Below are 21,703 nucleotides of genomic sequence, written 5' to 3' on the forward strand. Positions count from 1 at the left end.
TTGCACCGCCCACAACCCCGCGCCCACGCTCACGCTACTTCACAGGCGCATCGCGTCGCGCGGCCATGCCCGGGAGCCGCTTGATGACACCCGTAGCCAACGCCGTCCCGACAAGAATAGTGGCGCACGCCTTGATCATTCCGGGTGAGACGTGCTCCGAGAGAAACAGTGCGCCCCACAAAATGCCGAAGATCGGAATGACGAACGTGACGCTGATCGTCCGCGCGGGGCCGGTGGACGCAATGAGGCTGAAGAACAGCATATAAGCGATGCCGGTACACGCGACGCCCAGCGCGACCGCCGATTCCCAGGACTGCGCGGAGATGGGCGTAGCCGGCCACCAGAACAGGGCGAAGGGCAGCAGCACGACGGTGGCTGCCGTCATCGTGCCGGTGGCCACAACGAGCGAATCGACACCGGTGAGATTGCGCTTGGTGTAACTCGCCGAGATCCCATACAGCAGCGTTGCGCCGAGCGCAGCGGCCGCGGCGAGCGCGGTAGCCGCGGGCGTCACAGGCACCCCTGTGCTCGTTCCTCCGTCCATCTGATTCCAGACCAACGCGACCACGCCGACAAAACCAATCGCGAGCCCGGCGACGCGCAACCCGGTCAGTCGATCCTTCAGCCAGAAGAATGCGACGATCGCGCCCCACAGCGGCGTAGTGGCGTTGATCACCGATGTCACGCCCGCCGACAGCGTGATTTCCGCGTAGGCAAACAGGCAGAACGGCGCGGCCGAGTTCAGGATGCCAACCACGAAAAGCGGCCATGCATGCTTGCGCATGGTCTGCAATGAGCCGCGAGCGGACCCGCGCATGAAGAGTACGGCCAGCAGAAACAATGCGCCGATGCCAACCCGCAGCGCCATCAACGGCGCGACGCCAAAGTCGCTGACGCCGACGCGGATAAAAAGGAACGACCCTCCCCATAAAGCGGCGAGGATGAGCAACTGGACGATATTGACTGGATTCATTTTTTTAGCGTCGAGCGCAGTGGAGTCAGGACGCGGAGCCATCGTAACGGCGCGGTAGCGCGAGATGCTTCAGGCTGGCGTGAAACGACAAAAGACACGTCGTCGCGGTTCGCTGGGTTTGCTGTTTTGGCTGCCATCGTAGGCGCGAGAGGCGAACTAGCCAAACGATCAATTCTCACGCTTATGTGAGAAAAATTACGATCGAGTTGCATAGTCGTCAGGGTTATCTCTAGTATTTCGATAACTTGGAAAATTTGTATGATGACCACATCACCCAACAAATCTGAGGATGCATGTTCGACAAGATTCCTGCGCAAGCCTTAAGCGATACGGTGGCGCAGCAGCTTCAGGTGCAGATCGAAAAGGGCAGCTTCGTCAAAAGCGGCAAGCTGCCGACCGAAGCTGTGCTCGCGCAAGAGTTCGGGGTGAGCCGCACGGTCATCCGCGAGGCGATATCGCGGCTGAAAAACGAAGGCATGGTCGAGCCGCGCCAGGGCAGCGGCGTGTTTATCGTCGAGCGCAAGGGCATCCGGCCGCTGCGGATCGATTACGCGCAAGCGGTCGAGCCGGGCGCGGTCGTGCAGATTCTCGCGCTGCGCCGGGCGATCGAAGCGGAAGTGGCGTCGGAGGCGGCCATGCGCCGGACTGACGCGCAGATGGACGTGATCGAAGCGAAGCTGGCGCAGATCGATGTCGCCGTTGCGCAAGGCGAGGACGGCGTGACTGAAGACGTCGAGTTTCATCGGGCGATTGCCAGCGCCACCGGCAACCCTTATTTCCTGACCACGCTGGCCTTCCTGAACCAGTATCTCGAGGCCGGCACGCTGGTGACGCGCCGCAACGAAGCGCTTCGAGAAGACTTTTCGCGGCAGGTCCGCGAGGAACATGCGCGGATTGCGGCTGCCATTCGCGCAGGCGACCCCATGGCTGCGCGCAACGCCGCGCAGACCCACCTTTACAACGCCGCTCGCCGCCTCGCGGAAGCCGGTATTTGCTGATCAGTTGATTCAAAGGATAACGAAATGTCCAGAAGTGTGGGAGTGATCGGCTTGGGCGCGATGGGCCTGGGCGTTGCGCGTTCGTTGTTGCGCGCGGGCTTCAAGGTTCATGCTTGCGACGTGCGTACGCAGGTGCTCGACGCGTTCGCGGGCGAGGGCGGCATCGCGTGTGCCACGCCGGCCGAGTTGGGCAGCCAGTGCGAGGTCGTGGTGACCGTGGTCGTCAATGCGGCGCAAACGGAGACGGTGCTGTTCGGCTCGGAGACTCAGCCTGGGGCTGTCTCCACGATGAAACCCGGCGGTGTCGTTCTGGCCTGCGCAACGGTGTCTCCCGCATTTGCCATCGCGCTTGGCAAGCGTGTGGAAGCGGCCGGCCTGCATATGCTCGATGCACCGCTGTCCGGTGGCGCGGCACGCGCCGCATCCGGCGAAATGACGATGATGACATCAGGTCCCGAGGCTGCCTTCGAGGCTTGCGAGGACGTGCTCGAAGCGATTGCGGGCAAGGTGTACCGGATGGGCGATGAGCATGGCGCGGGCTCGAAGGTGAAGATCATCAACCAGCTTCTGGCGGGCGTGCACATTGCCGCGGCGGCCGAGGCCATGGCGCTTGGGCTTCGCGAAGGCGTGGACCCGGACGCGCTCTACGACGTCATCACGCATAGCGCAGGCAACTCGTGGATGTTCGAGAACCGCGTCCCGCACATTCTTGCGGGCGACTACACGCCGCTGTCAGCCGTCGATATCTTCGTGAAGGATCTCGGCCTCGTACTCGATACGGCGCGTACGTCGAAGTTTCCGTTGCCGTTGTCGGCCGCGGCGCACCAGATGTTCATGATGGCGTCGACGGCGGGACACGGCGGCGAAGACGACTCGGCGGTGATCAAGATTTTCCCGGGCATCGACATACCCAAGGGGGCGAAATAATGAGCAAAGCGCTGCTAGGCTGCATTGCTGACGACTTCACCGGCGCCACCGATCTCGCCAACATGCTCGTGCGCGGCGGCATGCGCGCGGTGCAGACCATTGGCGTGCCGGCATCGGACGCGAACGCGGAAGCGGACGCGCTGATCGTCGCGTTGAAATCGCGCACCCTTCCCGCGGATGAAGCGGTTGCGCAATCGCTCGCGGCGCTCGAATGGCTGCGCGCGCAAGGCTGCCGGCAGTTCCTGTTCAAGTACTGTTCGACCTTCGATTCCACCGATAACGGCAACATCGGCCCGGTCGCCGATGCACTGCTCGACGCGCTCGGCGAGGACTTTGCCATCGCGTGTCCCGCGTTCCCGGAGAACGGCCGCACGATCTTTCGCGGCAACCTGTTCGTGGGCGATATGCTGCTGAACGAGTCAGGCATGCAGAACCATCCGCTTACGCCGATGAACGATCCGAACCTCGTGCGCGTGCTGCAACGGCAGACGAAATCGAAGGTCGGGTTGATCGCTTATGACGTGATCGCAAAGGGCTCGCAAGCGGTGCGCGACAGGATCGCTTTGTTACGCAACGATGGCGTGCGCCTGGCTATTGCAGACGCAATCTCCGATGCCGATCTTTACGTGCTGGGTGAAGCATGCGGCGATCTCAAGCTGATCACGGGCGGCTCGGGCATCGCGCTCGGCTTGCCGAATAACTTCCGCGCGGCGAACGTGCTGACTGAAGCAGGTCATGCATCAGACCTGCCCAGGATAGAAGGTAAATCGGTCGTGCTGGCGGGTAGCGCGTCGAAGGCGACCAACGAGCAGGTCGCGCAGTGGCGCGCGACGAAACCGAGCTTTCGCATCGATCCGCTCGCGCTTTCGCGCGGCGAACCAGTGGTCGAGCAAGCTCTTCAATTCGCGACGAAACACGCCGATGAAACCGTGTTGATCTACGCCACATCCACGCCCGACGAAGTGAAGGCCGTGCAAAAGGAACTGGGTGTGGAGAAAGCAGGGCATCTGGTCGAACAGGCGTTGGCATCGATTGCAAGCGGGCTCCGCGACGCGGGCGTGCGCAAATTTGTTGTTGCAGGCGGCGAGACTTCCGGCGCGGTCGTGCAGGCGCTTCGCGTGAAGTCGCTGCGCATTGGCGCCCAGATCGATCCGGGCGTGCCGGCAACGCAGTCTATCGGCGAAGAACCGCTGGCGCTTGCATTGAAGTCGGGTAATTTCGGCACGAAGGATTTCTTCGTGAAGGCGTTGAAGTCGCTCGATGGAGCCGCGTGATCATGGCGACTAACGAGAGCCGCATTCGCGAGGAAATCTGCGAGACTGGCGTGAGTCTTTATGAGCGTCGTTATACGGTTGGCACGGCCGGGAACATCAGCGCGCGGCTCGACGACGGCTGGTTGATCACGCCGACCGACGCCTGTCTGGGTCGCCTCGATCCTGCCGATATCGCCAAGGTCGATGCGGCGGGTAATCACGTGTCCGGCGGTAAGCCATCGAAGACGCTGGCGCTGCATCGCAAGATCTACGAGAACAATAGCGACACGCAGGGTGTCGTCCACACGCACTCCACGCATCTGGTCGCTTTGACGCTTGCGGGCATTTGGCGCCGCGACGACGTCTTGCCGCCCATCACGCCGTACTACGTGATGAAGGTTGGACACGTGCCGTTGATTGCTTATCGGCGTCCGGGCGACCCCGTTGTCGCGGAACAAGTTGCGGCGCTGGCGTCGAAGGTGCGCGCCGTGCTGCTGGAAAGACTGGGTCCGGTTGTCTGGGAAAAATCGGTCAGCCATGCGTCGTATGCGCTGGAAGAGCTCGAGGAAACCGCACGGCTCTGGATCCTCGCGCGCTCGACGAATGCGCCGCTTCCTGAACCGCTCGACGAGGCGGCTATAGAGGACTTGCGCAAGACCTTCAACGTGCGCTGGTAAATCTCACCTTTCAAACTACTGAACAAACGATTCAACGAAGACAAAACCACTTCCCGGAGACCACGCATGACCCCTGACCAAGCGGTGCCTGGCGGCCCGCGCACGCCTGCAGCATCTGTGTACGACGACAAAGAACTCACCCGCACCTATTCGAAGGTGTTCTGGCGCATCGTGCCGTTCCTCATGCTGTGCTATGTGGTGGCCTATCTGGATCGCGTGAATGTGGGGTTTGCGAAACTGCAGATGTCGCAGGATCTCGGTTTCAGCGAGACCGTATTCGGTCTTGGGGCAGGCGTATTTTTCCTCGGCTATTTTCTGTTCGAACTGCCAAGCAATATTCTGATGCACAGGATTGGCGCTCGCATCTGGATCGCGCGGATCATGATCACGTGGGGCATTCTCTCTGCGCTCTTCGTGTTCGTGAAGACCCCCACGCAGTTTTATATCCTGCGTTTCCTGCTCGGGCTGGCCGAGGCCGGTTTTTATCCCGGCGTGATTCTTTACCTGACCTACTGGTTCCCATCGCACCGGCGCGCGAAGATTGTGGCTGTATTCATGTCGGCTATTCCTGTGGCGGGCATCTTCGGCAATCCGTTGTCGGGCTGGATCATGCAGACGTTCTCGGACAGCCGGCACTTCGAAGGCTGGCAGTGGATGTTCCTGATCGAAGCGGTCCCGGCGCTGTTGATCGGTATCGCGACCATCCTTTATCTGGACAACAATATCCGCAGCGCAAAATGGCTCAGTGAACGCGAAAAGCGCTTGCTGGAAGATGAAATCAGCGCGCAGCCCCAGCATGCCGGAGACAGCACGAAACATTCGCTGCGCGCGTTGTTCGCCGATAGCCGCATGTGGTGGATGTCGCTGATCTACTTCGCGTTCGTCACCGGCCAATACGGCCTGACGTTCTGGATGCCGACCTTTATCAAGTCGACAGGCGTGAGCGGGGCATTCAATATCGGCTTGCTGAGCGCCATTCCGTTTCTGGTGGCTATCGTGGTGATGAACGTGCTCGGCCACAGCGCGGACAAGCGGCGCGAGCGACGCTGGCACCTGATCGTACCGGCGCTTGCCGCGGCAGTGGGGTTTTCAGTGGCGGCATCGTTCGCGGGCAACACGGTTGTGTCGATCGTCGCGCTTTCGGTTGCCGCTGCCGGCGTGCTGACCTGCGCGCCATTGTTCTGGTCACTGCCGACAGCCTTCATGTCCGGCGCCGCAGCGGCAGCCGGGATCGCGGTGATCAATTCGATCGGCAACCTGGCGGGCTTTGCGAGCCCTTATATGATTGGTTACCTGAAGGACCTGACACACAGCACTGCGACCGGCATGTACGTGCTCGCCGGCATGCTGGTGATCGGCGCCGTTGCCACATGGCTCGTGCCCGCCAAGCTCGTGAATCGCTGAACTCATTCAAGGAGTCGATGTTATGCCCCGTTTTGCCGCCAACCTCACGATGATGTACACCGAACACGCGTTCCTCGACCGTTTCGCCGCTGCGGCGAAGGATGGTTTCAAGGCCGTGGAATTCCTGTTCCCCTATGATTTTGCCGCAGCCGACATCAAAGCACGGCTGGACGAACATGGCCTTACACAAGCCCTGTTCAACGCGCCACCGGGCGACTGGGCGGCGGGCGAACGCGGGATCGCTTCGCTGCCGGGACGCGAGGAAGAATTCGCGCGCGCACTCGATAAGGCGTTGCAATACACCGCCGTGCTCGGCAACAAGACGCTGCATGTGATGGCCGGTCTGATCACGCCGGAACAGTCGCGTGAAAAACATCGCGCGGTGTATCTGAAGAACCTGGAGCTTGCGGCAAACGCCGCTCATGCAGCCGGCATTACGGTCGTTATCGAACCGATCAATACGCGTGACATCCCCGGCTTTTTCCTGAACCGCCAGGACGACGCGCAGGCGATCTGCGAAGAGATCGGCGCACCGAACCTCAAGGTGCAGTTTGATTGTTACCACTGCCAGATCGTGGAGGGCGACCTTGCGATCAAACTCCGGCGCGACATGAAACGCCCGAATGCGGGCATCGGCCACATCCAGATCGCGGGCGTGCCGGAGCGGCATGAACCGGACATCGGCGAGCTGAATTATCCGTACCTGTTCGACCTGATCGATTCGCTTGGCTACGACGGCTGGATCGGCTGCGAATACCGGCCGAAAGCCGCGACGTCCGACGGGCTCGGCTGGATCAAACCTTATCTGCAACGTGCGTGAGGGCGACATGAACATTCTCATTACCGGCGGCGCCGGTTTTCTCGGACAACGGCTCGCGCGCCGTCTTCTCGAACGCGGCACGCTGCTGGGCCAGCCGATTACCGGACTCACGCTGCTGGACGTCGTGCGTGCGCCGGATCTTGGCGACAAGCGCGTGCGAGCCAAAACCGGCGATATTGCGGATCGCAGCGTGCTGGAGCAATTCATCACTGCTGACACTCACGCGATCTTCCATCTGGCGGCAATCGTGAGCGGTCAGGCGGAAGCGGATTTCGACCTGGGCATGCGTATCAACCTGGACGCATCGCGTCTGCTGCTCGATGTGTGCCGTTCGCTCGGCCACGCGCCGCGCGTGTTGTTCACCAGTTCGGTCGCGGTGTACGGCGGTACGCTGCCGGAGGTCGTACGCGACGATACCGCGCTGAATCCGAAGTCATCCTACGGAACGCAAAAGGCGATCGCGGAGTTGCTGCTGTGCGATTACTCGCGACGCGGTTTCGTCGATGGCCGCGTGCTGCGCCTGCCGACCATCAGCGTGCGTCCGGGGCGGCCGAATGCGGCGGCATCGTCGTTTGCCAGCGGCATCATTCGCGAGCCGCTGAATGGCGAACGCGCGGTGTGTCCGGTGGGTGGCGACGTGCGTTTGTGGCTGCTGTCGCCGAAGCAGGCAATTGAATCGCTGATCGCGGGTTGCGAGCTTGAACAGGCCGAGCTCGGCACATGGCCGGTCGTCAACATGCCGGGACTCTCAGTCAGCGTGACGGAAATGGTCGATGCACTGAAGGAAGTGGCTGGGGAAGACGTGGCTGCGCTGATCGATTGGCAACCGGAGCCGAAGATCGAAAAGATTGTCGGGAGCTGGCCGGGCGCCTGGGAGACGAAGCGAGGCGAAAAGTTGGGGCTGGCGGCCGATCGCAACTTCAGCGACGTCATTCGCGCGTTCATTGAAGAGAGCAAGTCCGCAAACGCTTGAACGATCATGATGCGTCCGCTGCACGGCGTCCGCTAAAGTTCCAGCCGATAGCCCACGCCGTAGACCGAAACAATCGGTTCGCTATCCGGACGCACGACCTGCAGTTTGCGGCGCAAGTTCTTGATGTGACTGTCGATGGTGCGGTCGGTCACGACCCGATGATCGTCATAAAGCTGGTTGAGCAAGTAGTCGCGCGGGAAGATCCTGCCGGGCGACTTCATCAGCAATGCCAGCATGCGCAACTCGACCGGCGTGAGCTTCAGCTCTTCGCCGTCGAGCCGAGCGCTATGAAATTGCTGGTCCACCTCAAGGCCCGTTGCAACGGGCGCTGCAGCCGTTGCAGGCGGCGCCGCGCGTCGAAGGATTGCTTTCACCCGAGCGACCACCTCGCGTGGGCTGAAGGGCTTGCAGACGTAGTCATCGGCGCCAATTTCGAGGCCGCGCAGACGATCGGCTTCATCCACGCGCGCGGTCAGGATGATCACCGGGAGCGTCGAGAACTGCCGTAGCTCACGGCATATATCCATGCCGTTGCGCCCGGGCAGCATCAGGTCGAGCAGCATCAGCGAGGGCGGGGTGGTGCGAATGAACGGGATCACTTCGGCGCCGTCGCTGATCGACGTCGTCTCGAATCCTTCGATATGCAGATAGTCCGCCATGACTGCCGCCAGCTTCGGTTCATCCTCGACGATCAGGATTCGAACGCCGCGTCGCTCGGTACTCATGCCACGCCTCCTTCCGGTTCAAAATGTGCGGTTATCCAGACGCCGCCTAGCGGTGACGGCCGGGCTTCGATGGTGCCGCCGTGGGCGGTCACAATCGCCCGGCACAGTGCAAGGCCGAGGCCTGCACCACCGCTCTGGCGGCTGCGCGATTCGTCGACCCGATACAAGCGTTCGAACAAATGCGGCAACGCTTCGACGGGCACGCCCGGCAGGGAATCCTGAATATCGAGTTGCCAGCCGCGCGGGCCGACGCTCACCGAGACGCATACGCTTCCGCCCGGATCGGTATAACGCAACGAGTTGAGCAGCAGGTTTTTAAGCAACTGCACAAAGCGCGCGGGATCGACCTGGAAGATCATGCCGGCGACGCCATTGGCCGACTCTTGCAGCGACGGCCCCGGCTCCGGCAGCGTCAGGCTCAATGCGATTGTCTTTGCCCTGAATGATTCCCGCATCGCCTCGACCGATGCGCGCACCAGCTGTCCGATGTCGGCCGGCACCTTCCGGTAGCTCAACGCGCCGACATCGCTCAACGATAACTCGTACAGGTCTTCGATCAATTTGTTCAGCATCGCGACTTCGTTTTGCAGCGAGGCGAGCGAATGGCGATCGAACGCGTGGACGCCGTCCTCGATCGCTTCCAGTTCGCCGCGCAACACCGCCAGGGGCGTGCGTAGCTCGTGCGAGATATCGGCGATGAAGTCCCGGCGCGAGCGTTCCGCGCGCTGCAGGGAGTCCGCGAGCACATTGAAGTCGCCCGCGAGCCGGTCCAGTTCATCCCGCCGTCCGGCTGCTACCCGCGTGGTGTAGTCGCCACCCGCCAGCCGGTGCGTGGCGATCATCAGGCGCTTGACCGGCGCCAGCACGATCCGCGCGAGCAGCATGGCGACCAGGGCGGCCACGATCACGGCCACGCCGGCGATCTCCCAGGTCGCACGGGCTTGCTGGGCCTGGAACGCGATATCGGCGGCGTCGGAGAGCGTATTGGGCGCGTTGGCCGCGATCCAGCCGACTATCTTGCCGTTGTAGACCACTGGCTTGAGGGCGACGTCGGGCGGCGGCTCGGAGTCGGTCGTGGCGACCAGGTCATGGTTGGCGTCGTAGAGCGTGGCCGGCTGGGGCGCGTCGCGTCCTCCGCGTCCTGTCGGTGGTCGCGGCGGACGCTCGTAGGGTGCTTCGTCGAATGGCCCGTCTCGTCCAACGATGCGGTCGCGGTTTGCCGCCACCCCGGAGTCGGCGAACGGCGGGGCGGGCAGGCGCATGCCCCAGTGCGAACGCTCTTCGTTGCCCGAGAGGGGGCCGAGCATCTGCTGCACGCTGGCGCTGCCGGGGAAGGTGCGCCAGCTTGGCAGCTTGTTCGTCTGCGCTTCGACCATCTCTTGCCTGAGGGCCTGATCATGCGCGGCGTCGAGCAGCGTTATCCATTCTTCGGGATGCTGGCGCAGGAAATTCCAGCTGCCGTGAGCGGCGTATTCGGCCGTCACTTTCGCCATGACGGCGTTCATGCGGCCGGCGTCGCGCGCGCGGACGTAATGCAGGAAGCCGTTCTCGAAACTCAGGCGCAGCGCGTATCCCATGGTGAGGGAAATGGTCAGGCATGCGATCAGCACTGCGAGGAACATCTTCCACGTAATGCCGAAGCGAATCTTGCCCGCCCGCGCGCGGGAGCGGGTTCCAAGTGCTTTCAAAATATTACGCGAGCGGTGCTGCGGCGACTGGCCGGACGGTGGGCCGGCGTTTGCGCCGAGTGGTTCGCTGTGTGTTTCGCTGTGCATCCGCGGATTCTAGTGGAAACGGGGGGGCCGTCTCACGTTTGCGCGACGTTCCTGCGCAACCTCCACGATTTCTCCTTCTTTTGTTCATTGTCAGTGCGTGATGCCTGACTAGTATTCGATCCTGTCAAAGGGGGCATTCAACCCGATCCACTCAACGCTGATTCGTTGTCAATTCTGGAGAGAACACATGCAAACCGCTTCGAGCGTTCAGCACGCTCCGTCGAAGGTCTTCGGGCGCATCGCGTCGCCTTCTCGTGATGGCGGTAGCCGGTCTGCGGGCAGGGCCGTCGAGGTTGCTTCTGCCAGTGCTGCGGAACGGGTCATCAAGCTGCGCGGTGCACGGGTGTCGGAGACGCTGCCGCGGGCGTGGGGCGAGTGCTGCAGGATCGTGGAATGGGTTAATCGCGAAGGGCAATATTCGTGTCTTGCTGTGCCGGGCGATGCCTCGGAAGATGAAATTCGTCATCGGATGCGTTCGCATAGGAATGGTCCGCAGTATCTCGTGACGGATGATCGCGAGTTGCCCGCGAAGGTGGTTTTGCCGAGGGCTTAGGGAGGGGTTTTTGGGGGGGCTAGGTTCTTGCGTTAGCGGTCGGGGTTGTTGCCGGGGTGCCAGGTTCTTGCGTTAGCAGTCTTAGTCATTGCCGGGTTGCTGCTTTTGGGGTTAGTGGTCTGCGTGAGTGAGCTATTTTCTTTATCACTATTAGCCACTGCGCGTGGCGGCGCGTCATTTCTTTGTCCAAAGCGACAAAGAAACGAAGCAAAGAAAGCGCTTTCAAAACGCGGGCTCGTAAGTTGACCCAGCGTGCAGTTTCCATGTTTTTGGCACCCCAAAAGCACGGTGCTCGCAAGAGCGACGGATGTTTGAACCCCTCCTTCTCGCGAATTCTTACACGCACACGCTTCGCCCCGTACGCTCTCGGGCAAGCACACTTGCCAAGACAACCCGCACGGCATCACGCGCTGTTAGTGCCTCATTATTTGATGGGTTAGTTGCTTGATTTGCGCAGCTATTTTTGTGGGTATGGCCTTAAGTACTCTGCGGCTTCATTTCCTGGTGGGTTGGCGACGTGGTTCGGCATGCGTACAAATTCGGTGGATGGTTTTTCGCGGATAGCGCGGGGTGCCCCTTGGGCAGGTTCAGTCACTGGTGGCGAAGCGTGTGGGTATCGGTGTTCGGAGAAAGAGGGTTTCACACATCCGTCGCTCTGGCGAGCACCGTGCTTTTGGGGTGCCAAAAACGCACAAAGTGCACGCTAGGTCAACTTATGAGCCCGCGTTTTGAAAGCGCTTTCTTTGCTTCGTTTCTTTGTCGCTTTGGACAAAGAAATGACGCGCCGCCACGCGCAGTGGCTAATAGTGATGAAGAAATGAGCAAACCTAAGCAGACCACTAACCCTGAAAGCAGCAACCCGGCAACAACTCCGACCGCTACCGCAAGAACCTGGCACCCCGGCATAGACCCCGCCCGCTAACGCAGAAACCTGGCATAGCCCCCGCCCGCCAACCAAAACCCCCAAAAAAACACAACGACCAACCCTCAGGAAACCCAGATGAAAACACGCATCTTTTTTGTCGAGGCCAATCCAACGGTCCACGGAAATCTCCGCGATGTCCTGGAAAGCCGCTACATGGACGTCCATACGCTAAGCAGCGGCCGCGCGTTGATCGGGCGCATGGAGCACGACGTCCCGGCGTTGATCGTGCTACGCGACGGCTTACCCGACATGAGAGCATCAGCCGTCCTGCGCACGCTCCAACTAGCCGGCCATGACACGCCGGTAATCGTGATCGGAGATACCCTCGACTCGGTGGAACTGATCGTATGCCTCGAACTGGGCGCCGATGACTACATCAGGATGCCTTGCAATCCACGAGAGTTGCTCTCGCGGGTCGAGAACGTGCTGCGCCGCGCCCCCCACAAATCCCACGCGTCAGCCAGTGCGACGGGACGATGCGACATCGGCGATTTTGTCCTCGATTTCCGCACCCGCATGCTGACTCGCCAAGGCGTACCCGTGGCGCTCCATTCGAGCACGTTCGCGTTGCTGCGCCTCTTCGCGGAACATCCGCTCGAAGTGCTGTCCCGACGCATCATCGCCGACAAATTGCGCGGCGCCGGCGAAGGGCATTGCGACCGTTCGCTGGACGTGCTGGTCTGCCGGTTGCGGCGGATTGTCGAACCCGACCCGTCAACGCCGCGCCTGATCCAGACCATTCGCGGACGCGGTTATGTCTTCACCCCGGCCGGGACGAGCGCCGCTCGCATGGACTATGAGGAGCTCGATGTCATGCCGCCGGAACCGGCGTGGCAGCGAGCCGCGGTGGTGAACAGCTACGCGTAGCCGTTGCGCTCGTTATTCCTCTAACCACTTCCTCTAACCGTGCGTGCGGGCTGCCTGCCGGGTCAGCCGTGCGAATGCCGCAAGCACGCGGTTGCAGGTCAACGTTTGCCGCCACAGTTTCTCTTTCAGATACGCGGTCGGCACCCACTGCCACGGCAACACCACATCGACAACGCCCCACGCGGGCCGCCAGCGCTCAGCCACCCGGCGACGCCGGAACAGGCTCAGGCTCGGAATGCCGAGATTCGACGCAAGATGCCCAATGCCCGAGTCGTTGCCGATAAACCAGCCCGACTCGTACACGCAGCAGGCAAGCTCGTGCAGGTCCGCAAAATGGGGTGCCGGAATATCCAGCGTCTCGAGATCGCGCCAGCGTTCGCGCTCATGCGGCGCAATCACGAACTGCACGTCGTAACCGCGCTTGCGCAAGCGCTGGGCGAGCCTCACGAAGCGGTGCGAGAACCAGCGCTTGTCCTCAGTGCTGGCTTCGGGATGAATCATTACGCGCTTGCTGTTCCTGCGATGCACGAGGCCCGCAGGCGCTGCTATGCCGTTATCCAGCACCGGCGCACTCAACGCCAGATCGTCCCGGCAGAAGTCTGCGAAGCGCTGCGCCATGCAGCCCGGGCGGTCGCCGAATTCGACGTCATGCAGCGTGACCACGTGAGGATGGACATCGACAAGATCGCGCAGCGGCTGGTTCCATTGCATCTGGAAGACCGTGTCGTACTGAGCGAACCCAGTGGCGAGGTCGTGCTGCGGCAGCGCATGGATAGTGACGCCGGGAAACCATCGCCGCAGCGCATGGGCGGGCGTGCCGTACACGGTGACGTCGATGCCGTTATCGATCAGGTTCCTGACGATCACCATGGACACAAGCGTGTCGCCTATGGCGTTGGACGTGACGAACGCGACCCGGCCGAAGGAGCCGGTCGGAAGTGACGAGGGGCTGGTGCGGTTAGTCATGCGTTCATGCGTTGGCAGTGAGTGCGCGCAGCCGGTCGAATGCCTGAGACACCTTGTTCACCGACAGCATGTATTTCCAGTAGCGCTCTTTGAGCCGCCCGGTCGGCAGATAGGCGCTGCCGATCAGCACCTGGCCCACACCCCAGCCGGGACGCCATGTGCGGGCGGTGCCGCGGCGCATGAAGAGCGATAGCGTGGGGATCTGGAGGCTCGACGCAAGGTGGCCCACACCCGAATCGTTGCCGATGAACCAGCCTGACTCGTAGAGCCATGCGGCGACCTGATCGAGCGGTCCGAGATCGGCGAGCGTGAGCCCGAATTGTTCGATATGCGTCCAGTGCGCGCGCTCCTCGGGCGCCACGACGAATTGCGGATCAAAGCCGCTGTCCCGCAGCTTGATCGCAAGCCCGATGAAGCGCGACGCCAGCCAGCATTTGTCGGTGGTGCTCGCCATGGGGTGGATCGCGACGCGCAGCGAGCGCTGGCGATGCGTCAGGCCGGGCAGCGGCGTGATGCCGTTGCCTTTGTCGACGAGGGCGAGGCGCAGTTCGTCGCGGCAAAAGCGGGTCAGGCGTTCTGCCATCGACTCCGTTGAATTGGCGCTGCACAGGTGAGCCAGAACGATGACTTTGGGATGCAGCCGTTCGAGGTTTACAAACGGCTTGTTGGCGTGGAGCTGGATCACCGTGTCGAAACGGGCGAGCTTCGCCGCGCAGTCGTCCGGTTTCAGTTCGGGTTCAATATCGATGCCGGGAAACCAGCTCCGCATGTTATTGATTTGCTGGCCGAACACAGTGACCGACACACCGTTCAACCTGAGATTGCGTGCAACGGTCATCATCAGCAGCGAGTCGCCGAGCGCCGACGAGAGGATCAGGGCCACATTCGACAGTGGCTGAATTGCGTGCGGCATACATGCTTCCGGCGAGGCACTCCGCTGTCGGGGGAGCGTTTTCCGCTCAGGATGGATCCCCGAGCCGGAGGCAGTCTAAGATCACCCTCCATTACGTGGGTTACAGCATAACTTACCAATGCTTAGGAGGGGAATTCTTCGCGACGAGAACACCCCGTGCCGCGCGGATTTCCCGGATCGATGGCGAGTCGGATCATGCGATATCCACGTGACCGCCGTGTGTCGGATGTGCGTCTGATCGTCGTTTCAGGCGTGGCCGCTGGCGCTTGCAGGGCGGCGCGCGGCCCGACGGCACGCACGCTCGCCGTGTCGGGACCACCAGGAGCAGGCGACCTGAGAGGCCCGCGAAATAGCCTTTCCCCGGGCGAAACCTGGCGGGGACCCGCTCGAAGACTTCCTTGGCACGGGAGCTTGCTGCATCGGGCGGCTATCAAACGACGCCTTTTTTCCTTAGCTCATCGAGTTCATCCCTGTCGATCCCACACAGGGAAACCAGCACATCGTCGGTATGCTGCCCGAGCGTCGGAGGCGCACTTCGATACTCGATTGGCGACGCCGACATCCGGATCGGATTCGCTACGGTGGGCACGCTACCCGAGAGCGGATGAGGCAAATCCACCCGCATACCGCGGTGTTGGACCTGAGGGTGCGCGAACGTTTGCGCGATGTCGTTGATCGGTCCGCAGGGTACGCCGGCGGCCGCGAGCGGCGTCACCCATTGATCAATCGTGCGCGTGACCAGGATTTCCTGAATCATCGGGACGAGCGTTTCGCGGTTCACCACGCGTGCCGCATTCGTCGCAAAACGCAGATCGGTCGCCAGATGGGTGCAATCCGCGACCTCGCAGAATTTGCGGAACTGTCCGTCGTTGCCGACCGCCAGCACCATTTGCCCATCTTTGGCCTTGAACACCTGGTACGGCACGATGTTCGCGTGCGCATTGCCCTCGCGCCTGGGCGTCTTTCCCGATACCAGGTAGTTGAGGTTCATATTCGCCATTGCCGCGACTTGTACATCGAGCAATGCCATGTCGATGTATTGGCCTTCGCCCGTCTCGGTGCGATGCGCCAGTGCGGCCAGGATGCCGACGGTTGCATACATGCCCGTCATCAGGTCGGCGAACGCCACCCCGACCTTTTGTGGACCCCCGCCCGATAGGTCGTCCCGCTCACCCGTGATGCTCATCAATCCGCCCATGGCCTGAACGATGAAGTCGTAACCGGCCAGCTTCGAGAGCGGACCATCTTGCCCGAAGCCGGTTATCGAGCAGTAGATGAGGCGCGGATTGATGGCGCGAAGATCGGCGTACGCCAGCCCGTAGCGCGCCATGTCGCCGACCTTGTAGTTCTCGATGAACACGTCGCTCTGTTGCGCCAGCTTCCGGATGATGGCTTGCCCTTCACGCGTCGCAATGTCCAGCGTGACGGATTTCTTACCGCGGTTGGCAGACAGGAAATAGGCAGACTCGCCGGTGGCATTGCCGTCATGGTCGTGCAGGTAGGGCGGCCCCCAGCCGCGGGTGTCGTCGCCTGTGCCGGGACGTTCGATCTTGATTACTTCAGCGCCCAGATCCGCGAGCGTCTGGCTCGCCCAAGGACCCGCCAGCACGCGGGACAGATCGAGAACGCGAAGGTGTGAAAGTGCGCTGGACACGGAAGTCATCCTGAAGTCAAAGGTGGGCCAAGGGTGTTTCTCTGTCGGTCCGCTATGCGGACCGATGAGATAAAATACAAATCGATACACACAGTAATGGACCCGGTAAAAAATGTAAATATCGGGGAAGTTCGAGTTGAATATGATTTCAATCAGCTGATTAAACGCGATTCAACCGGTGCTTGCACCGCATCGTTCGGCTTGATACGCATCACTGTACGAATACTCAATCGGTCCGCTATGCGGACCGATTTCATAAAATGTTTGACACGGAGTTTTTCACCATGACAGGATTCGGCAAAAGAAAGGATTCGGAAGAGGAGAAACGGAGTGCAGCAATGCCGAAGATGAAGAGCGCAGCGGGGTCCTCGGTCCCGCCTTATGAGCAGCGTGACATTGCGCGTTTCGACGAAGAGGCCGGCACGGATCGGCAGTTCGTGACTGCGTTGGCGAGGGGGCTTGAGGTGCTGCGGTGCTTCGGTCCGGGCGAGCGCTATCTGGGGTTGTCGGAGCTTGCTCGCCGCACGAGCCTGCCGAAAGCAACGGTGGCGCGATTGGCAGGCACGCTTGCGAAGCTGGGTTACCTGCGCTACTCGGAGTCGCTCGGGAAATATAGCCTTGGGACCGGCGTTCTCTCGCTTGGTTATTCGATGCTGTCGAACCTGGACATCCGGGATGTCGCCCGTCCGTTCATGCAGGAACTTGCCGAGTATGCACGCGCATCGGTGGCCGTCGGGGTTCGTGACCGCCTTTCGATCGTCTACATCGAGTGGGTGCGCAGCAGCGCGCCGATTACGGTCATGCGTGGCGTCGGCGTCCGATTGCCCCTCGCGACAACATCGATTGGACGGGCGTACCTTGCTGCGGCGTCCGAGGATGAGCGCAACGAGGTGCTCGAGCAAGTGCGTCTCCAGGACGAATCGGACTGGCCGCGCATCAAGCGCGGCATCGATCAGGCGGTGAAGGACTATGAGGAACACGGCTTTTGCCGCTCGATCGGCGAGTGGGACAAAGATATCGCAAGCGTCGGCGCGCCGTTCACGGCGCCTGATGGCACGCGCATGGCTTTCAACTGCGGCGGCCCCGCATTCGTGATGAGCCGGGATACGCTGGAAAACGACATCGGTCCACGCCTCGTGGGCCTTGTGCAACGCTTGGGCGCCGCCATAGGGCGGCGATGAGGGACAGGGAGCGCTCGAGCAAAGCGTTCCTTTTAAATCAGGAATACAGATGATCCGTGACCAGGAAACGATAAACCTCCTTCTCGACGCAGTCTCGCGCTTTGTGCGCGAGCGGCTCGTCCCTGCTGAGAATGAAGTGGCTGAAACAGACGAAATTCCCGCTGACATAGTTGCCGAGATGCGCGAGCTCGGGCTTTTCGGCCTTTCCATCCCCGAGGAATACGGTGGTCTTGGGCTCACGATGGAAGAGGAAGTGCTTGTGGCGTTCGAAATAGGGAAAACGTCGCCATGCTTTCGCTCGTTATTTGGCACGAATGTGGGTATCGGATCGCAGGGGATCATCATCGACGGAACGGCCGGACAGAAGCAACACTACCTGCCCAAGCTCGCGTCGGGAGAACTCATTGCCTCATTCGCCCTGACCGAGCCGGGTTCCGGTTCGGATGCCGCTTCGCTATCTACGCGGGCCGTGCGCGATGGTGACCACTACGTCATCGACGGCACCAAGCGCTTCATCACGAACGCACCCGAGGCCGGAATCTATACCGTCATGGCCCGCACCAACCCCGATGTCAGGGGCGCGGGCGGCATCTCCGCATTTATCGTCGAAAGAGGCATCCCTGGTGTATCGCTCGGGAAACTCGACAAAAAAATGGGGCAGAAGGGAGCGCACACGTGTGACGTCATCTTCGAAAATTGCCGTGTGCCTGCGCAAAACCTCATCGGCGGGTTGGAGGGAATTGGCTTCAAGACCGCGATGAGAGTGCTGGACAAAGGGCGGCTGCATATTGCGGCTATTTGCGTTGGCGCAGCTGAGCGCATGCTTGACGATGCGCTTCGCTACGCAATGGAACGGCAGCAGTTCGGCAAGGCGATCGGCGAATTCCAGCTTGTCCAGGCCATGCTCGCCGATAGCCGAACGGAGATCTACGCCGCCCGTTCGATGGTTCTCGACGCGGCTCGCCGTCGCGACAATAAGGAGGACGCATCGACGGAGGCATCGTGCTGCAAGCTGTTCGCCTCCGAGATGTGCGGCCGTGTAGCCGATCGCGCTGTGCAGATCCACGGCGGCGCGGGCTATGTCGCGGAATATGCGATCGAACGCTTTTATCGCGATGTGCGCCTGTTCCGAATCTACGAAGGCACGAGCCAGATTCAGCAACTTGTGATCGCGCGAAACATGATGCGCAACGCGAGTATCTAGATAGACGCCGCCGCTGTGTCGAAAGAGCGGAGCGAGCGGTGACGGTCACCGAAAATTGTTTGCCCTAAAAACGCCAGAGAGCGCTTGCCGGCATGTTTGCAGCATGGAGGAGAGACGATGGAAATCAATTCGTTAAGCCAGCAAGGCTTGATCGCGCGCGATCGTGTATGGATCGCGGCGTTTGTGTTTGCTTTTCTCGGCCTGATGGTCGACGGAGCAGACCTGATGTTCCTTTCTTATAGCCTGTCGAGTCTCAAGCACGAATTCGGGCTCTCGAATTTTGAAGCAGGGGCGCTCGGCAGCATCACGCTCGCGGGCATGGCGATCGGCGGCATCTACGGCGGGTGGGCATGTGACCGCTTCGGCCGCGTGCGTACGATGGTCTGGACTATCGCGGTGTTTTCGATTGGTACAGCAGCGCTCGGCTTCACGCACAACTTCTCGCAGTTCGCCGCATTTCGCTTCATTTCGGCGCTTGGGCTCGGCGCACAGTATGTCGCATGCAATACCTTGATGTCCGAATATGCGCCTACCAGGATTCGCACGACGATCCTCGGCACGCTACAGGCAGGATGGTCGGTCGGCTATGTGGTGGCGACCGTTCTGGCCGGCTGGATCCTGCCGGCGTTCGGCTGGCGTTATCTTTTCTTCATCTCGATCGTTCCTGTGGTCCTTGCATTGGTGATGCAACGCATGGTTCCCGAACCGGACAGTTACGTGGCTTCCCGGAACGCACACCCTGGCCGCGACGCCGTCGGAAAAGAACGAGGCCCGAGCGCGATGAAACTCGTCTTTGGCGATCCGGCTCGCTGCCGCATGTTCATGTTGTGGTCGCTGACGGCGGGCCTGCTGCAGTTCGGCTACTACGGCGTCAGCAACTGGATGCCGACGTATCTGGAGAAGGAACTGCATCTGAAGTTTTCGTCGATGACGAGCTATATGGTCGGCACCTATGTCGCCATGATCCTCGGGAAGATCATGGCAGGCTGGCTCGCGGACAAGTTTGGCCGGCGAGCGGTGTTCGCATTCGGCGCATTTGGCGCCGCGGTGTTCTTGCCGGCTATCGTGTTGTGGCACACGCCAGGGAACATTGCGTGGCTGATGACCGTTTTTGGCTTCCTCTACGGGATGCCGTATGGCGTGAACGCGACGTACATGACCGAAAGTTTCGAGGCCCGCATTCGCGGCTCGGCCGTAGGCGGCGCATACAACCTCGGACGAGCGGGTGCGGCGATCGCTCCTGCCGCGATTGGATTTCTCGCCACCAACGGAACGATCGGCCTCGGTTTTCTCGTCATGGGCGCGGCCTACTTTCTTTGCGGTCTCGTGCCCGCGCTTTTCATCAGGGAGAAGCTCTATGATCCGCAGAAAGCGTGACCGTAACAATTGACCGCGAACGGACCGCGGGGAAGCAGTGGCAAATAATGCCGCTGCATCGCAAACGCTGAAAGCCATCGAATGCAATAGTTGCTGAGACAGGCCATTAAACCAGGACTTTGATCGCATGTTTAAACGGCCGGCGCCGCCGTCAGCGCAGCGTTCCGGCAACACGATGAGGGAAAACCTTCGCAGAATCCTGTTGATTGACCTGCGTTCCGAACTATATTTAAAAGAATAAAAAACACGGTCAGGCAGGCGATAAGGTTAAGCAAGGTCTAACTATCGCCCCAACGCGCACCGGAGAGATGGACGAACAGCGAGGCCATGGCGACAATTCATTGATCGCCGTGGCCGCTTGTTCGCCAAAGGCGGTTCCCCGCCACGGCCGGCAACAGACACGTTGCAAATCCGCGGGGACGTCGCACATTCGCCAGTAGGCGAGGAGGTTCCGCCATGGACCCGGTAAGCGCCATTCCCTATGGCCGCAAGACTCAACACGCCCCTGCACTGAAAGAAGTACACATCTTATGGATTACCGCGGGTCTCGGTTGCGACGGCGATTCCGTATCGATTACCGCCGCTACGCAACCCAGCATTGAAGACGTGCTGCTCGGCGCCATTCCCGGACTGCCAAAGGTTCATCTGCACAATCCGGTGCTGGCTTACGAAAACGGTGCGGAATTCATGGCGCCGTTTCATGCTGCAGCGCGGGGTGAGATGGATAACTTCGTGCTGGTCATGGAAGGCTCGATCCCGAACGAGAAGATCAATCGAGAGGGCTACTGGGCTGCCATGGGAACGGATCCCGACACGCATGAGCCCATCACGATTCCGCAATGGCTCGATCGCCTGACGCCCAAAGCGCTGGCCGTCGTCGGCGCGGGCACGTGCGCGACCTACGGCGGCATTCATGCGATGGAAGGCAACCCCACGGGTTGCATGGGCCTCGCGGACTATCTTGGCTGGGACTGGAAATCGAAGGCCGGCCTGCCCATTGTGAACGTCCCGGGTTGCCCGGTTCAACCGGACAACTTCATGGAGACGCTGCTCTACCTGCTATATCAACTGGCGGGCCTCGCACCCATGATTCCGCTCGATGCGGCGCTTCGTCCCAAGTGGCTGTTCCAGCGCACCGTGCACGATGGTTGCGACCGCGCGGGCTCCTACGAACAGGCACTGTTCGCGAAGGAATACGGGAGTCCGAACTGTATCGTCAAGCTTGGATGCTGGGGGCCGGTGGTCAACTGCAACGTCCCCAAGCGCGGCTGGATCAACGGCGTGGGAGGGTGCCCGAACGTCGGCGGAATCTGTATCGGCTGCACGATGCCGGGGTTCCCTGACAAGTTCATGCCGTTCATGGAAGAGCCCCCGGGTGCGGTCCTCTCGTCGAATCTCATCAAGTCTTACGGCGGACTGATCCGCAGCCTGCGCAAGCTGACCAATTCGACCGTCAACCAGGAACCGAAATGGCGGCATAACCGTCCCACGCTGACGACGGGCTATCGTCGCTGAACGGTTGCGCGGAACACATTTGG

The 21,703-nt window shown here is 61.1% G+C and carries 19 protein-coding genes; 13 read left to right on the forward strand and 6 right to left on the reverse strand.

The window, feature by feature from the left end; genetic code table 11:
• Positions 1-34 precede the first annotated feature (34 nt).
• Complete coding sequence (locus ACSOSP_RS03310; RefSeq protein ID WP_455309560.1) at positions 35-1,015, reverse strand: DMT family transporter; 981 nt, start codon at positions 1,013-1,015, stop codon at positions 35-37.
• Positions 1,016-1,266: 251 nt separating this feature from the next.
• Here ACSOSP_RS03310 and ACSOSP_RS03315 point away from each other — a divergent pair, with 251 nt between their 5' ends.
• The 7 genes from ACSOSP_RS03315 to denD all read left to right on the forward strand — a co-directional run bounded on the left by ACSOSP_RS03315 (position 1,267) and on the right by denD (position 8,025).
• On the forward strand, positions 1,267-1,971 hold the full coding sequence (locus ACSOSP_RS03315; RefSeq protein WP_455309561.1) for a FadR/GntR family transcriptional regulator: 705 nt from the start codon (positions 1,267-1,269) through the stop codon (positions 1,969-1,971).
• 24 nt (positions 1,972-1,995) lie between these two features.
• Positions 1,996-2,898, forward strand: a complete 903-nt coding sequence (gene ltnD / locus ACSOSP_RS03320; RefSeq protein ID WP_455309562.1) for an L-threonate dehydrogenase — start codon at positions 1,996-1,998, stop codon at positions 2,896-2,898.
• On the forward strand, positions 2,898-4,172 hold the full coding sequence (gene otnK / locus ACSOSP_RS03325; RefSeq protein WP_455309563.1) for a 3-oxo-tetronate kinase: 1,275 nt from the start codon (positions 2,898-2,900) through the stop codon (positions 4,170-4,172). The genes ltnD and otnK overlap by 1 nt, the downstream gene beginning before the upstream one ends.
• Before the next feature lie 2 nt (positions 4,173-4,174).
• Positions 4,175-4,828, forward strand: a complete 654-nt coding sequence (otnC, locus tag ACSOSP_RS03330) for a 3-oxo-tetronate 4-phosphate decarboxylase (RefSeq protein ID WP_455309564.1) — start codon at positions 4,175-4,177, stop codon at positions 4,826-4,828.
• Between the two features lie 66 nt (positions 4,829-4,894).
• Complete coding sequence (locus tag ACSOSP_RS03335; RefSeq protein ID WP_455309565.1) at positions 4,895-6,232, forward strand: MFS transporter; 1,338 nt, start codon at positions 4,895-4,897, stop codon at positions 6,230-6,232.
• A gap of 22 nt (positions 6,233-6,254) precedes the next feature.
• On the forward strand, positions 6,255-7,052 hold the full coding sequence (gene otnI, locus ACSOSP_RS03340) for a 2-oxo-tetronate isomerase (protein WP_455309566.1): 798 nt from the start codon (positions 6,255-6,257) through the stop codon (positions 7,050-7,052).
• A 7-nt stretch (positions 7,053-7,059) separates the two neighbouring features.
• Complete coding sequence (gene denD, locus ACSOSP_RS03345; RefSeq protein ID WP_455309567.1) at positions 7,060-8,025, forward strand: D-erythronate dehydrogenase; 966 nt, start codon at positions 7,060-7,062, stop codon at positions 8,023-8,025.
• Positions 8,026-8,057: 32 nt separating this feature from the next.
• On the opposite strand, the gene ACSOSP_RS03350 is transcribed toward denD, so the two are convergent.
• On the reverse strand, positions 8,058-8,750 hold the full coding sequence (locus ACSOSP_RS03350; protein WP_455309568.1) for a response regulator: 693 nt from the start codon (positions 8,748-8,750) through the stop codon (positions 8,058-8,060).
• Positions 8,747-10,525 (reverse strand): ATP-binding protein, encoded by a 1,779-nt coding sequence (locus ACSOSP_RS03355; RefSeq protein ID WP_455309569.1) that lies wholly within the window; start codon positions 10,523-10,525, stop codon positions 8,747-8,749. Before ACSOSP_RS03355 ends, ACSOSP_RS03350 begins: the two co-directional genes overlap by 4 nt.
• Before the next feature lie 187 nt (positions 10,526-10,712).
• On the opposite strand from ACSOSP_RS03355, the gene ACSOSP_RS03360 reads away from it, so the two are divergent.
• Both ACSOSP_RS03360 and ACSOSP_RS03365 read left to right on the forward strand, forming a co-directional pair.
• Positions 10,713-11,078 (forward strand): DUF2866 domain-containing protein, encoded by a 366-nt coding sequence (locus tag ACSOSP_RS03360; RefSeq protein ID WP_455309570.1) that lies wholly within the window; start codon positions 10,713-10,715, stop codon positions 11,076-11,078.
• A gap of 1,000 nt (positions 11,079-12,078) precedes the next feature.
• Entirely contained in the window at positions 12,079-12,870 is a 792-nt protein-coding gene (locus ACSOSP_RS03365; protein ID WP_455309571.1) for a winged helix-turn-helix domain-containing protein, read from the forward strand.
• A 33-nt stretch (positions 12,871-12,903) separates the two neighbouring features.
• Here ACSOSP_RS03365 and ACSOSP_RS03370 read toward each other — a convergent pair whose 3' ends face one another.
• From ACSOSP_RS03370 to ACSOSP_RS03380, 3 genes are all read right to left on the reverse strand, one after another.
• Positions 12,904-13,836: a glycosyltransferase family 9 protein gene (locus ACSOSP_RS03370; protein ID WP_455309572.1), complete on the reverse strand. Its 933-nt coding sequence runs from the start codon at positions 13,834-13,836 to the stop codon at positions 12,904-12,906.
• Between the two features lie 4 nt (positions 13,837-13,840).
• Positions 13,841-14,749, reverse strand: a complete 909-nt coding sequence (locus ACSOSP_RS03375) for a glycosyltransferase family 9 protein (RefSeq protein WP_455309573.1) — start codon at positions 14,747-14,749, stop codon at positions 13,841-13,843.
• Positions 14,750-15,179: 430 nt separating this feature from the next.
• Entirely contained in the window at positions 15,180-16,412 is a 1,233-nt protein-coding gene (locus tag ACSOSP_RS03380) for a CaiB/BaiF CoA transferase family protein (protein ID WP_455309574.1), read from the reverse strand.
• Positions 16,413-16,750: 338 nt separating this feature from the next.
• Here ACSOSP_RS03380 and ACSOSP_RS03385 point away from each other — a divergent pair, with 338 nt between their 5' ends.
• The 4 genes from ACSOSP_RS03385 (at position 16,751) to ACSOSP_RS03400 (ending at position 21,680) form a co-directional block, all read left to right on the forward strand.
• The gene (locus ACSOSP_RS03385; protein ID WP_455310832.1) at positions 16,751-17,584 is read left to right on the forward strand and encodes an IclR family transcriptional regulator; all 834 of its coding nucleotides are present in this window, start codon (positions 16,751-16,753) and stop codon (positions 17,582-17,584) included.
• Between the two features lie 49 nt (positions 17,585-17,633).
• Entirely contained in the window at positions 17,634-18,788 is a 1,155-nt protein-coding gene (locus ACSOSP_RS03390; RefSeq protein ID WP_455309575.1) for an acyl-CoA dehydrogenase family protein, read from the forward strand.
• Between the two features lie 117 nt (positions 18,789-18,905).
• The gene (locus ACSOSP_RS03395; protein WP_455309576.1) at positions 18,906-20,165 is read left to right on the forward strand and encodes an MFS transporter; all 1,260 of its coding nucleotides are present in this window, start codon (positions 18,906-18,908) and stop codon (positions 20,163-20,165) included.
• A 456-nt stretch (positions 20,166-20,621) separates the two neighbouring features.
• On the forward strand, positions 20,622-21,680 hold the full coding sequence (locus ACSOSP_RS03400) for an NADH-quinone oxidoreductase subunit B family protein (protein ID WP_455309577.1): 1,059 nt from the start codon (positions 20,622-20,624) through the stop codon (positions 21,678-21,680).
• Positions 21,681-21,703 lie beyond the last annotated feature (23 nt).

The organism is Caballeronia sp. KNU42, from assembly GCF_053760385.1.